The organism is Halobiforma lacisalsi AJ5 (assembly GCF_000226975.2).
Taxonomy (GTDB): domain Archaea; phylum Halobacteriota; class Halobacteria; order Halobacteriales; family Natrialbaceae; genus Natronobacterium; species Natronobacterium lacisalsi.
Window position 1 is genome coordinate 3177705 of record NZ_CP019285.1, and the last position, 13275, is coordinate 3190979.

Below are 13275 nucleotides of genomic sequence, written 5' to 3' on the forward strand. Positions count from 1 at the left end.
CCGACGCGATTGAATGGCTGCTATTCGGGTCGACGGGTTGTGCAAGTCGTACGGGTCCGTCCGCGCCGTGGACGGGATGGACTTCCGCGTCGAGCGCGGCGAGCTGTTCGGCTTTCTCGGCCCGAACGGGGCCGGCAAGACGACCACGATCCGGGCGCTGACGGGGCAAATAGCGCCCGACAGCGGCGACGTTCGGGTTCTCGGCTGTGATCCGACGGCCGAACCGATCGAGACACGGCGACGCGTCGGCATCCTTCCGGAACAGGGCTCGCCGCCGAGTTTCCTCACCCCACGGGAGTACCTCGAGTTCGTCGGCAGCGTCCGCGACCTCGAGCCGGAATACGTCGCCGAGCGGATCGACCGCTGGACGGACCGGCTCGGCTTCGGCGGGAAACTCGACACGTTGCACACCGACCTCTCGCGCGGCCAGCAACAGAAGGTGATGATCGCGCAGGCGTTCCTCCACGAGCCGGAGGCAGTCCTGATCGACGAGCCGCTGGCGAACCTCGACCCGCTCGTCCAGGAGCAGGTCAAGCGGTTCCTCGTCGCGTACGCGGCCGACGATAACGCCGTCTTCGTCTCGACGCACAACATCGACGTGGCCGAGTCGATCTGTACGCGCGTCGGGATCGTCGCCGACGGGCGGATGGTGACCGAACGCTCGCTCGCAGCGGAGACCGACGGCGCGAACGGGGACGCAGACGCCGATGCGGACCCGCTGCTCGACGTGTTCCTCGAGGAAGTGACGGATGCAGCGGCCCGCGACCTGCCCTCGTCGGCCCGCGAACGGATCGAGGGCGAAGGCGAAGCGGGCGATTCCGAACGCGATCCGCGACTCGAGGCGACGGGCCGATGAGCGCGGACGCACTCGGAAACGGGAACGGGGACGACGGCCCGTCGTCGAACGCTCGCCTCCTGTTCGTCGCCCTGCTGCGCGAGGAGTGGCGGCTGCATACGCGACTGTTCGGCGGCTGGCGGTTCGCGTTCTTCCCGCTCGTCGTCGCCGCCGTCGCGGTCGCGGGAACGGTCGCCCTGCTCGAGAGCGGGCTTGGCGACGGCACGATCCTGCTCGGGGTCCACGTCCTCGCCGCCGGTTTCGGCCTCTACAGCGGGACGGCGGCCTTCGCCGGCTCGGACATGCTCGAGAACGTGTTCGGAGACCTGTCGTTGTTGCTCGGTTCGGCCGAGACGCTCCCGCTCTCCCGGCGACGGCTGCTCGGCCTCTTCCTGCTGAAAGACGGGCTTTTCTACGCCGTCGTCTTCGTGTTGCCGATGGCTGCGGCGGCGGTCGTCCTCGTGCCTGCTACGACTCCGGGCGCGATCCTGGTGGCGGTCGTCGGCCTGTGGCTCTCGCTGTCGCTTGCTTTCGCGGTCGGGATGACCGCGACGGTCGGATCGATCGCGGTCCGGACCCGCGGCGTTCCGACGTGGGCGATCGCAGCCGTCATCGCGCTCGTCGCCGTCGTCGTTGGGGTAAGCGGCGGAAGCGGGACGGCCGTCCCGTACGTTCGCGCCGTCGTCGTTCCACTCGAGGCCGGCCCGCTCGCCGCGGTCGGGATCGCTGCCGGGACAGTCCTCCTCGCGGCCGGTGCTCTCGTCGCGTACGACCCGACGTACGGCCGGCCGACGCGAACGGTCGGCGACCGGTTCGCCGCCCTCACCGACCGGCTTCCGCTCGAGTCGGGGTCCGGAACCGACGCGCTCGTCGCGAAGACGCTGCTCGACCTCTCGCGGTCCTCCGGCGGCGTCTGGAAGCCGCTTGTCTCGGCGACGATCCTGTTCGCCCTCGTCGCGGCGCTGGTCGGTATCGTGGACGCGATTACGGGAATCGAACCCGCGCCGGGGATCTTCTTCGGCGGCGTGCTCGGCCTGTCGGCGTTTACGACCTACAACTGGCTGACCCAGTTCGACGCCCTCGAGTCGTATCTGGTCTACCCGATCGGGGTCGAGGACGTGTTCCGCGCGAAGCGAACGGCGTTCGTCCTCGTCGGCGCGCCGACCGTCCTCGTCCCGTACCTCGCGGCGGTCGCCTGGTTCGACGCGACGGCGCTTGACGCCGCCGTCGGCGCGGTCCTGCTCGCGGGCTACGGCCTCTACTACTACGGGCTCACCGTCTACGTCGCCGGCTTCGATCCGAACGAGTTCCTCTTCGACGCCGTCCGCTTCGGCGCGTTCACCGTCGGCGTCGCCGTCGCGCTCGTGCCCGCACTGGTGGTGGGCTTCGTCGTCGTGCCGCCCTCGCTCGCGTCCGGGGCCGCGCTCGCCGCCGCCGGCCTCGCGTTCGGGCTCGTCGGGTTCGCTCTCTCGAGTCGCGCCGGCCCGCGCTGGGAGCGCCGCTATCGGATCGACCGGTAGAACCGACAGGACGATAGTGTCCGCGCCGGCAGACGAGTACACGCGGATGACTCGAACCCTGCTGGTCGCCGGCACCGCCAGCCACGTCGGCAAGTCGACCGTCGCGGCCGGACTCTGTCGCCTGCTGGCCGACCGGGGCGTCTCGGTCGCCCCGTTCAAGGCCCAGAACATGAGTAACAACGCTCGAGTGGTCGTTCGCTCCACGGGGGCGGAGATGGGGGTGGACGGCCACCGCGAAGAAGCCGACCGCTGGGGCGAGATCGGCGTCTCCCAGTTCGTCCAGGCCCGGGCGGCGCGGACGACGCCGACGACCGACTGCAACCCCGTCCTGCTCAAGCCCCGGGGCGACGGCGAGAGCCAACTGGTGATCCAGGGGCGGGCGCGAGAGCACGTTCCCGCGGGTTCCTACTACGAGGACTACTGGGAACGGGCCCGCACCGCGGCCGAAGAGTCCTACCGCCGACTCGCGGACGACCACGACGTACTCGTCGCCGAGGGAGCCGGCAGCATCGCCGAGATCAACCTCCACGACCGCGACCTGGCGAACCTCGAGACCGCGCGGTTCGCCGACGCCGAGATCCTCCTGCTGGTGGACATCGAGCGCGGCGGCGCGTTCGCCAGTCTCTACGGCACGCTCGAGTTGCTCCCCGACGACGTCCGCGAACGGGTCGCTGGCGCGGTCATCACCAAGTTCCGCGGGGATCCGTCGCTGCTCGAGCCCGGTATCGCGGAGATCGAGTCCCGGACCGGCGTTCCGATCCTGGGGGTCGTCCCCTACGACGATCCCGGACTCCCCGAGGAGGACAGCGTCGGCCTCCCCGCGACCGACGAGCGGGGGACGCTCGGCGACGACGACGGCGTTCCGGCGGAGCGACGCGTTCGAATCGCCGTTCCACGGTTGCCGCGGATCTCGAACGCCACGGACCTCGAGGCGCTGGCCGACGAGCCGGGTGTTTCGGTGGAGTTCGTGCCGGTCGATTCGGCCGCCGGCGCCGGGGAACACGCGGCCGGAGCGACGCCGGCCGCCGCGCAGATCGACGCAGTGGACCCCGACGCCGTCGTCCTCCCCGGGAGCAAAAACACCGTCGACGACCTGCTCGCGCTCCGGAACGCGGGATTCGATCGCGCGCTCGCCGCGTTCGACGGGCCGATCGTGGGTGTCTGCGGCGGCTACCAGCAACTCGGCGAGCGGATCACCGACGCCTCGCTCGAGGGTACCGGCTCGGCGGACGTCGTCGAGGGGCTGGGACTGCTCCCGGTCGAAACCCGGTTCGACCCGGAGAAGCGACTCGAGCGAACGACCGTCGCCGTCGACGGGTCGGCGACGCCGCTGCTCGAGGGGGCGACCGGGACGGCCTCCGGCTACGAGATCCACGCCGGCCGTACCCGGGCCCTCGAGGACGTGGCGCGGCCGCTCGAGGACTCGAGTGCGGCGCGAGGAACGGTGCTGGGGACCTACCTCCACGGCCTGTTCGACAACGAGAACGTCCGTCGGGCCTTTCTCGAGGCGGTCGCGCGGTCGGCGGGTGTCGACCTGCCCGCTGTGGACAGGACCGACAGGTCGGCGCAGGCGAGTGCGGGCCCGGGTTCGTCGCCGTACGACCGGGCGGCCGCGCTCGTCGAGGAACACGTGGATCTCGAGCCGCTCGGCGAGCCGTACTCGTCGCGGTCGCAATAACGAAACGAGGGCCGATCAGGCGCTGCCGCGGTAGGTCCCCAGCAACTCCTCGAGGATGATACACTCCTGATCGGTCGAGTCGTAGTGGGTGTCGATGAACCGCTCTGCGGCCTCGTAATCGCCGCGAAGGCCGTGTTTCCGGACCGTAATGACCGCGTCGAGGAAGAACGTACCACCGTCGGCACCCAGCGCCTTCGCGTGATCCTCCTCGGAGATGTCGATCTCGGCTTTGATCTCGTCGAAGTTGAACGTCTCGACCTCGTGGTCGGGGTTGATGAGGGTCAGCACGTACTCCGCGGAGAACCGATAGAACTCGGATTTGCTCTCGAACATACCGTCTTCGACGAGCGTGTCGATCTCCTCGACGACCTCGTCGGGGTACCTGACGGTATCTTTCGCCATACTCGCTATCTCCACGTTGCTCGTTCATTACTGTTTCGGCGAATTATCGGTACGCATAGGTTTCTCCCGGAGAACGGCGTCGTTTTCCGGTTCGAAGTCCGCGTTGAACCGGAGGGGCAATTTGCTCGTCGACGGGTACTCGATCCGGTCGGCCACTCGCAACTACCTACAAATTTATTATTTATCGCCCTCAACTGTGGGGTGCAATGGCAGACGAAGCCGAAATCCGCGAGCAGATGATCGACGCGTTCGAAGGAGCCGACTACCCGATCTCGAGTCCGATGGACCTCGTTCCGGCGCTGCCGAACGGTCCCGGGACGAAGTTCGAGTCCGGCGACTTCTCGATGACAGCAATGGAACTGAACACGAAAGCCTCCGGTGGCGACTTCCCGTACGACGACGTGGAAACGCTCGTCGACGACATCATCGAGCAACTCAAAGAACAGGACGAACTGTAACCGGAACGCCCTCGCGACGACACCGAACGGGGGACCGGTCCGCGACCCGCAGCAGCGTCGCCGCACGAGCGCCGGGTCGACGGAAACCGACAACCGACAACCGACACTCGAGCGAGTAACGGAGACGGAACCGGGAAGCCGGGACGGATCCACCGTCAGCGATTTCGCTCAGACGTCCCCGACTTTTTCAGTGTTGGGCCGCTAGACGACCACTACCCTGTGTGTCGACCCATCGGCGCGGAGCGGTCCCCGGACCACCACATTCTTAATCTACGACGTGATCGAAAATAGAAAGGGAGCCGACTGAGGGTAGGTTGCGAATGACACGGGAGCAAAACGAGTCTCGAGGCGAGATGATCGTCGTTATCACGACCGCATCGCGGGGGGAGAGTCGTCTCCGTGAGCGACTGGGCGGCAAGGCTAACGTCGTCGTCCAGCCGGTCGATCCGGATCTCGAGGAAAACGGCGACGACCACGATCCGGACCTGGGGTCGATGCCGGTCCCCGACGGGAGTTCGACGGGGACAGGGACGGGGACCGCGACCGTACCGGACGGGCTGGTGATCGAACTCCGCGACCCCCGACCGGAGGTCCTCGAGGCGCTGCTCACCCGAATGGACGACGAGTTCGGCGACGGGGTACCGACGATCGTCTCATCCTGGAGTGGCAGCGAGGAACTCGCGGCGACCGCGGTTCGGGCCGACGCCGACGACTACGTCCCGATCGAGGGCAAGGATTCCGCCGACCGTATCCTTGAGACGGTCTCGTCCGGGTTGGAGCGCTCCGACCCGAGTGTGAAGTTCCACCGGATTATCGCCGAGGAGCTCCCGGACGAGGCGTTCGTCATCAGCGAAGACGGAACGTACCTCGAGAGCAAGATGAGTTCCGACTCCGTGGCACTGTATACGATATCGCCCAGCGAGCTGACCGGGAACCACCTCACGGACGCGTTTCCCGAAGAAGAGGCGGAGCGTCTCATGGCGTGTATCGAGCGGGCGATAGCGACGGAAGAGATCCAGACGATCGAGTACGACGCGCCGACGGTCGAGGGGCCGCGCCGGTTCGAAGGCCGTGTCGTGCCGGTCGACGAACGGATCGACGGCAAACGGGCCGTCGTCTGGCTGGCTCGAGACATCACCGAGCGGGTCGAGCGGGAACGGCAGTTACGTTCCCAGCGGGCCGAACTCGAGACGCTGAATCGGATCAACGCGGTCGTCCGCCAGGTGATCGAGACGCTCGTCGAGGCCCCCACCCGCGAGGCCATCGAGTGTGACGTCTGCGAACAGCTGGTCGCCTCGGAGCTGTACTCGGGGTCGTGGATCGTCGGCCGGACCGGCGAGGGCTCCCTCTCCTACCGGACGGGTGCGGGCGACGCGGAGACGTACCTCGAGCGGGTCCAGGAGATCGACATCGAGCACGAGCGGCCGGTCGAACGCGTCGGCCGGACGGGTGAGGTCGAGGCGGTCAACCACGTGTTAGAGAGCAACTCCCTGCCAGACGAACTCGAGGAGGCGGCCCGGGAGGACGAGGTACACGCAGCCATCTCCGTGCCGATCATCTACGAGGACGTCACCTACGGCGTGCTCTCCGTCCTCGCGAGCCGGGAAGACGCCTTTAGCGAGAGCGAGCAGGCCGGGTTCGAACTCCTCGGAGAGACGATGGGGTTCGCGATCATGGCGGTCCGGAACCGCCAGCTCCTGTTTGCCGACTCCGTCGTCGAACTCGAGTTCCGTATCGACGGTGGCGACTCGCTTTCGTTCGATCTCTCCGAGGAGTACGGCTGTACCTGCTCGCTCGAGTGGGCCGGTACCGGTACAAACGGCCGCACCTACCAGTTCGTGAACATCGACGGCCTCGGCGGGGAAACGGTCCTCGAGGAGGCGCGAAACCACGAGTCAATCGAGGAGTGCCGACTCATCTACGACGGGAACGAACAGTGCACCCTCGAGTTGCGGCTGTCGGAGTCGGGCGTCCGGACGCTCGCGAACCACGGCGCGACGATCAGGGACGTCACCGTCAGCGACGGCGTCGGAACCTGTCTCGTCGAGGTTCCGCAGAACGCGGACGTCAGGGAGATCGCCGACGCGCTCTCGCTCGTTTACGAGAACACGGAACTCGTGGCCCGCCGGGAGGTCGACCGACCCGTCAGGACCGCCTCGGAGCGGCGGGATCGCATCCTCGACGAACTGACCGACCGCCAGCTCACGACGCTCAGGCTCGCATACTACGGCGGCTTCTTCGACTGGCCCCGCGAGAGCACCGGCGAGGAGATCGCCGAAATGATGGACGTCTCGCCGCCGACGATGCACCAGCACCTCCGGAAAGGCCTCAAGACCGTTCTCGGCGAGTTCTTCGAGGAACACGGCCCCGCGCCGGACGAGGGCGAGTGAGCGCCCGCTCGAGGACCCGTTCCGTGTGCCCCCTGGCTGCCTAACTCTTTAGGAGCTACACTTGTCACATCGGGTGCGTAATCATTCACTGCTGTATAGGAGTGGTAGGTCGGGTTGCGAGGACGGTAGGTGGTGGGGATTCGAATGGATTTCCTCGCACCCGTTGCCTCCGGATATCCGAAGGCAGCGGCGGCTACGGTCTGGAGACTCATAACCTTGTCCGATAGACACGTGTGAACCGGATCGTCCGTCACGGCGATCGCACCCGGAGAAGTCGCCGGGCGCCCTGCTGCGAAGAACGAGAGAAAGAGAACCTACGACTCGAGTGCGTCATCGACCGCCGCGTCGACGAGTCCGTCCTCGAGCAGCGCGACGACGCTCTCGACGTCGGCATGCACCGGGCGATCACCCGTCTCGGTAAGGGGTGGGACGACCTCCCGCACGAGGTGCCGGACGGCGGCGGTTCCGTCGCCGAGCGAGAGTCCAGATCCGTTCCTGTCCCTTTCGTCACCCTCGCTCGAACCGCTCGCAGCCGTCGCGGCGTCGAAGGCATCGTCGACGTACTCGGCGGCTTCGGTTCCACAGATCAGTTCGGCCGCGACGATCCACGTCGCGTTCTCCAGGGCCGTCCGCACGCCGAGCGCGGACTGGGAACTCATGCTGACGTGGTCCTCCTGACCGCCGCTGACGGGCGTGTTGTCGCTCGAGGCCGCGTCGATCGCCCGGATCTCGTTGAGTAAGGCGGCGGCGGTGTACTGGGCGATCATGAATCCCGACTCGACGCCGCTGTCGGCCGCCAGGAACGGCGGGAGGTGGGGTTCTTGCAGGTTCGGGTTCAGCAGCCGATCGATCCGGCGCTCCGAGATGGCGGCCAGGTCCGTCAGCGCGAGGCGGACGTACTCGAGGCGCAGTGCCAAGGGCGCGCCGTGGAAGTTCCCGCCCGACAGCACCGACGCGCGGTCGGTCCCCGACGCACGGCCGGGGTCGGCGACGCGCTCGGCGGGGAACACGAGCGGGTTGTCCGTCGCGCTGTTGAGTTCGACGGCGACGGCCTCCCGGAGGTGCTCGAGGGCGTCCCGGACCGCGCCGTGGACCTGCGGGAGACACCGCAGCGAGTAGGCGTCCTGAACGCGGTCGCAGTTCCGGTGGGCCTCGACGATCTCGCTGCCCGCGGTGAGCCGTCGGATCGCCGCGGCGCTCTCCCCCTGTCCCGTGTGCGGTCGTACCTCGTGAATCGCCGGGTCGGACGTCGCCGTCGTGCCGAGACTCGTTTCGGTCGTCAGCGCGCCCGCGGCGTCGGCCGCACGGACGAGCCGTTCGCCGTCGACGACCGCGAGCGCGGCCAGCCCGACCGTCAGCTGGGTGCCGTTGATGAGCGCGAGCCCCTCCTTCGGGGCCAACGACAGCGGCTCGAGGCCGATCTCCGAAAGCGCCTCGTCGCCGGGGAGTCGCACGTCGTCTCCGTCTCGCTCGACGACGGCCTCGCCCTCGCCGACCAGCACCAGTGCCATGTGAGCCAGTGGCGCGAGGTCGCCGCTCGCGCCGAGGCTACCGCGGGACTTGACGACCGGGTGGACCCCCTCGTTACAGCACGCGACCAGGTGGTCGATCACGTCCTCGCGGATCCCGGAGTAGCCCTTCACGAGGGCGTTGATCCGGGCGACCATCATCGCGCGGACCTCCTCCCGCTCGAGTTCGCGGCCAGCCCCCGCGGCGTGGCTGCGAAGCAGGTTGTGCTGGAGCGCCTCGAGATCCTCGGTCGGGATCCGCTCGTCGACGAGTTCGCCGAAGCCGGTGTTGAGCCCGTAGACGGCCTCCTCGCCGTCGACGACGTCTTCGACGCGCTGACGCGACGCTCGCACTCGCTCGCGGGCCGGTTCGGGCACGACGACCGTCGCGTCCTCCCGGGCGACCGCGACGACGTCCTCGGGCGTCAGCGTCTCGCCGTCGAGTTCGACCGCGCTCACGATCGAACCACCTCGCCGCCCTTCAGGACCGTGTCCACTGCGGGCGTGTCGAACCGGTAGGCGATGTGGGCGTACGACGGCGCCTCGAGGACGACGGCGTCGGCCGGCGCACCGACTCCCAGCGTCCCGGTCCCGTCGTCGCGGTCGAGCGCCCGGGCGGCCGCGCTGGTCGACGCTCGCAGCGCCTCCGCGGGGGTCATCCCCATCTCGACGCAGGACAGCGTCTGGACGAACCCCATGCTCCGGGAGTGGCAGTTCGGGTTGAAGTCCGTCGCGACCGCGACCGGCCAGCCGGCCTCGAGGAACGCCCGCGCGTCGGCATAGTCGGCCCCGAGGCCGAACGCCGTCCCGGGCAGCAAGACGGGAACCACGTCCGCCGCGCGCATCGCCTCGACGTCCTCGTCGGTCGCGTGCAGGAGGTGGTCGGCGCTCGCGGCCGCGAGGTCGGCCGCCAGTTCCGCCCCGCCCAGCCGCGTGAACTCCTCGGCGTGGACCTTCGGCGTCAGTCCGGCCTCGAGTCCGGCCTCGAGGACCCGCCGGGACTGCTCGACGTCGAAGACGCCCTCCTCGCAGAAGACGTCGCAGAACTCGGCGATCCCCTGGGATTCGACCGCCGGGAGCTGGTCGTCGACGACGCGGTCGACGTAGTCGTCGGTCGACTCCCCTTCCGGAACGGCGTGGGCACCCAGGAACGTCGGAACGAGGTCGACGGGGTGGGCCTCGTCGGCCCGGTCGATCGCCTCGAGCAGGCGCAGTTCGGTCTCGGTGTCGAGACCGTAACCGGACTTGACCTCGACGGTCGTCGTTCCCCGCGCGAGCATGGCGTCGAGGTGGCCGAGCAGGTTCTCGAGGAGGGTTTCGTCGCTCGCCTCGCGGGTGGCCCGGACGGTCCGCAGGATCCCGCCGCCGTCCTCGAGGATCTCCTGGTAGCTCTTCCCGCGGAGTTTGGCCTCGAACTCGTCGGAGCGGTCGCCGGCGAAGACGGCGTGGGTGTGGGGGTCGACGAAGCCGGGGACGACGGCGTTCCCGTCGGCGTCGACCGCGACGTCGGCGTTCTCGGGCGGGTACTCGCGGACGATTTCGTCGGTCGTGCCGACGGCGACGACTTCGTCACCGACCGCGGCGAAGGCGCCGTTCTCGATGGTCTCGAGAGGGCCTTCGTCCTCGTCGTCGTTCGCTGGCCCGACGACCAGTTCGCTCGCGCCGTAGACGACGCACGTCCGCTCCGTCATCGTCTCCCCTCCAGATAGCCGGCCAGGAAGTGTGCGACGGCCCGCGCGGCCGCGTCGACGGTGAGGTCCCGGCGGTCGAGTGCCGGTGCACACTCGACGACCTCGAACCCGGCGATCCGGTCGTCGCCGGCGAGTACCCGCAGGACCCGGTACAGCTCCCGGGTCGACAGCCCGCCCGGCGTCGGCGCGCTCACGCCGGGTGCGGCCGCCGCGTCGAGGACGTCGCAGTCGACGCTGACGTAGACGCGGTCGACATCGTCCATCGCCTCGAGCGCGCGTCCCGTCGCCGCGACCGGATCCTCGCCGACCTCCTCGGCGGTGACGACCTCGCCGCGGTGCTCGCGGACGTAGTCGTGGTAGGCCGTCGAGGTCTCGAAGTGGCGCGCCCCGAGACAGGCGTAGCGGTCGAGTCCGTCTTCGAGCAGTTGCCGGTACGGCGTGCCGCTGGTCGGGCCGTCGACGGGTTCGCGGACGTCGAGGTGCGCGTCGAGGTTGACGACGCCGACGGCGGCGTCCTCGAGCAACGGCGCGACGTTCGGGTACGTAAGCGAGTTGTCTCCGCCGAAGAAGACCGGGAGGGCCTCGCGGTCGTGGACGAGCGCCGTCGTCTCCGCGAGGGTCGACTGGACGTCGGCGACGGCTTCCTCGTTCTCCGGGCCGTCGACGAGCCGTCGGACGTCACCGAGGTCGGCCACCGAACGGACGGGACCGCCGTCGAAGTGGTGGGTCTTCACCCGCGCGAGCGACCGCCGGATCGCCGTCGGCCCCTCGCGTGCGCCGTCGCGTCCGATGACCGCGCCGTCGTAGGGTTCGCCGACGAGGACGGCTTGGGCGTCCGGCGCTTCGGAGCCGTCACCGTCACCCGGCGTCTCGACCACGTGGCCGAACAGTTCGTCGTTGGGGTCGCTCGCCTCGGCGACCGTCCGCCAGCCGCCGGCCGCATCCCAGTCGGGGTGGACGGTCAGTCGGTCGGCGAGGTCGTCGTCTCCGCTCATCGCTCGAGATCGGCCTCCGTTGCCATCGGTACCTCGACGTTCGATTCGCGGGCTTCTGAAAGTGCCTCCTCGTAGCCCGCGTCGGCGTGGCGGATCACGCCCATCCCAGGGTCGGTGGTGAACACCCGGCGGGCCTTCTCGGCGGCCAGGTCGCTCCCGTCGAGGACGACGTGGTTGTTCGCGTGGAGGGCGTTGCCGATGCCGACGCCGCCGCCGTCGTGGACGCTGACGATGTCCGCGCCGGCCGCGCAGTTCAGCAGGGCGTTCAGGATCGGCCAGTCCGCGACCGCGTCGGTGCCGTCCTTCATGGCCTCGGTCTCTCGGTTGGGGCTCGCGACCGAGCCCGCATCGAGGTGGTCCCGCGTGACCACGACCGGGGCCGAAATCTCGCCCTCGGCGACCAGTTCGTTGATCCGCAGGGCGAAGCGCGCGCGCTCGGTCAGTTCCTCGTCGCCCTCCGTGCTGTAGCCGAGCCAGCAGACCCGGCTGGGGAGTCCTTGAAATTGAATCTCGTCCTGTGCGAGTTCGATCCACCGCCGGAGATGGTCCTTCTCGGGGAACAACTCGAGGACGGCCTCGTCGGTCCGGTGGATGTCCGCCGGATCACCCGAGAGCGCGACCCAGCGGAACGGCCCCTTGCCGCGACAGAACTGCGGGCGGATGTAGGCGGGGACGAACCCGGGGAAGTCGAACGGCTGGCGTTCATCGGGCTCGCTGCCAGACACGGGCCACGGGCGCTCCTCGCGGTGGTCCTCGACCTGGCCGCGGATGTTGTTCCCGTACTCGAAGGCGACCGCACCCCGATCCTGTAACTCGAGGATACCGTCGACGTGGCGCTCCATCGTCTCGAGGCTCTCCTCGCGGTACGTTTCGGGATCGCTCTCGCGGAGTTCGTCGGCCTCCTCGACAGTGTAGCCCGCGGGGTAGTACCCCTCGAGCGCGTCGTGAGCGCTGGTCTGGTCGGTGACCACGTCCGGGACGAACCCGCGCTCGAGGAACCGTTCGTGTAACTCGGCGGCGTTGACGTGGACGCCGACGCTATAGGCTTCGCCTGCTTCGGCGGCCTCCTCGGCCCGCTCGATCGCCTCGTCGACGTCGTCGACCTTCTCCATGCAGTAGCCCGTCTCGATGCGCCGGTCGATCCGCTCCTCGTCGACCTCGGCCGCGATGCAGACGCCGCCGTTCATCGTGACCGCGAGCGGCTGTGCGCCGCCCATCCCGCCCAGGCCGGCGGTCGCGACGATCTTACCGCTCAAATCGCCCTCGAAGTGTTGCCGTGCCAACTCGGCGAGCGTCTCGAAGGTCCCCTGGATGATCCCCTGGGTACCGATGTAGGCCCACGACCCCGCGGTCATCTGGCCGTACATGATCTTCCCCTCGGCCTCGAGTTCGTGGAAGTGCTCCCAGTCGTCCCACCTGCCGACGAGGTTCGAGTTCGCGATCAGCACCCGGGGCGCGCGCTCGTGAGTTTCGAACCGACCCACGGGCTTGCCCGACTGTACCAGGAGGGTCTCGTCGTCCGGGAGCGTCCGGAGTTCCTCGAGGATGGCGTCGTAGGCGTCCCACGACCGGGCCGCCCGGCCGGTGCCGCCGTAGACGACCAGCTCTTCCGGCTTTTCGGCGACCTCCGGATCGAGGTTGTTGTTGAGCATCCGGAGTGCGGCCTCCTGTCGCCAGCCCTCACACTCGAGATCGGTCCCGGTCGGCGCACCCTGGTACTCGCGCCACTGGTTGCTCGGCTCGCCGAGTCGATCCCGTGCCTGCGTCGACGATTGCTGTTCTGTCATGTTCAGTACTA

Annotated in this window: 10 protein-coding genes; 5 read left to right on the top strand and 5 right to left on the bottom strand. The window is 68.6% G+C overall.

The genetic code is table 11. The features are described 5' to 3' along the window. Positions 1 to 13 precede the first annotated feature (13 nt). The 3 genes from CHINAEXTREME_RS15455 to CHINAEXTREME_RS15465 are packed head-to-tail and all read left to right on the top strand — an operon-like array spanning position 14 to position 4033. Positions 14 to 856: an ABC transporter ATP-binding protein gene (locus tag CHINAEXTREME_RS15455; RefSeq protein WP_007142687.1), complete on the top strand. Its 843-nt coding sequence runs from the start codon at positions 14 to 16 to the stop codon at positions 854 to 856. Then, on the top strand, positions 853 to 2355 hold the full coding sequence (locus CHINAEXTREME_RS15460) for a hypothetical protein (protein WP_007142688.1): 1503 nt from the start codon (positions 853 to 855) through the stop codon (positions 2353 to 2355). The genes CHINAEXTREME_RS15455 and CHINAEXTREME_RS15460 overlap by 4 nt, the downstream gene beginning before the upstream one ends. A 46-nt stretch (positions 2356 to 2401) precedes the next feature. Continuing rightward, entirely contained in the window at positions 2402 to 4033 is a 1632-nt protein-coding gene (locus CHINAEXTREME_RS15465; protein ID WP_049918413.1) for a cobyric acid synthase, read from the top strand. Positions 4034 to 4048: 15 nt separating this feature from the next. Here CHINAEXTREME_RS15465 and CHINAEXTREME_RS15470 read toward each other — a convergent pair whose 3' ends face one another. Further along, the gene (locus CHINAEXTREME_RS15470; protein ID WP_007142690.1) at positions 4049 to 4435 is read right to left on the bottom strand and encodes a hypothetical protein; all 387 of its coding nucleotides are present in this window, start codon (positions 4433 to 4435) and stop codon (positions 4049 to 4051) included. A 206-nt stretch (positions 4436 to 4641) separates the two neighbouring features. Between CHINAEXTREME_RS15470 and CHINAEXTREME_RS15475 the strand changes: the two genes are divergently transcribed. Both CHINAEXTREME_RS15475 and CHINAEXTREME_RS15480 read left to right on the top strand, forming a co-directional pair. Continuing rightward, positions 4642 to 4893: an MTH865 family protein gene (locus CHINAEXTREME_RS15475; RefSeq protein ID WP_007142691.1), complete on the top strand. Its 252-nt coding sequence runs from the start codon at positions 4642 to 4644 to the stop codon at positions 4891 to 4893. Between the two features lie 320 nt (positions 4894 to 5213). Next, positions 5214 to 7283, top strand: coding sequence for a bacterio-opsin activator domain-containing protein (locus CHINAEXTREME_RS15480; RefSeq protein ID WP_029601688.1), 2070 nt, complete (start codon positions 5214 to 5216; stop codon positions 7281 to 7283). A 314-nt stretch (positions 7284 to 7597) separates the two neighbouring features. On the opposite strand, the gene hutH is transcribed toward CHINAEXTREME_RS15480, so the two are convergent. From hutH to hutU, 4 genes are read right to left on the bottom strand one after another with little or no spacing between them, the layout of a single operon-like run. Beyond that, the gene (hutH, locus tag CHINAEXTREME_RS15485) at positions 7598 to 9250 is read right to left on the bottom strand and encodes a histidine ammonia-lyase (RefSeq protein WP_007142693.1); all 1653 of its coding nucleotides are present in this window, start codon (positions 9248 to 9250) and stop codon (positions 7598 to 7600) included. Continuing rightward, positions 9247 to 10482 (bottom strand): imidazolonepropionase, encoded by a 1236-nt coding sequence (hutI, locus tag CHINAEXTREME_RS15490; RefSeq protein WP_007142694.1) that lies wholly within the window; start codon positions 10480 to 10482, stop codon positions 9247 to 9249. Before hutI ends, hutH begins: the two co-directional genes overlap by 4 nt. Further along, positions 10479 to 11477, bottom strand: a complete 999-nt coding sequence (hutG, locus tag CHINAEXTREME_RS15495) for a formimidoylglutamase (RefSeq protein WP_007142695.1) — start codon at positions 11475 to 11477, stop codon at positions 10479 to 10481. Before hutG ends, hutI begins: the two co-directional genes overlap by 4 nt. Continuing rightward, positions 11474 to 13264 carry a urocanate hydratase gene (gene hutU, locus CHINAEXTREME_RS15500; protein WP_007142696.1) on the bottom strand — a complete coding sequence of 597 codons (1791 nt, stop codon included), beginning with the start codon at positions 13262 to 13264 and terminating at the stop codon, positions 11474 to 11476. The genes hutG and hutU overlap by 4 nt, the downstream gene beginning before the upstream one ends. Positions 13265 to 13275 lie beyond the last annotated feature (11 nt).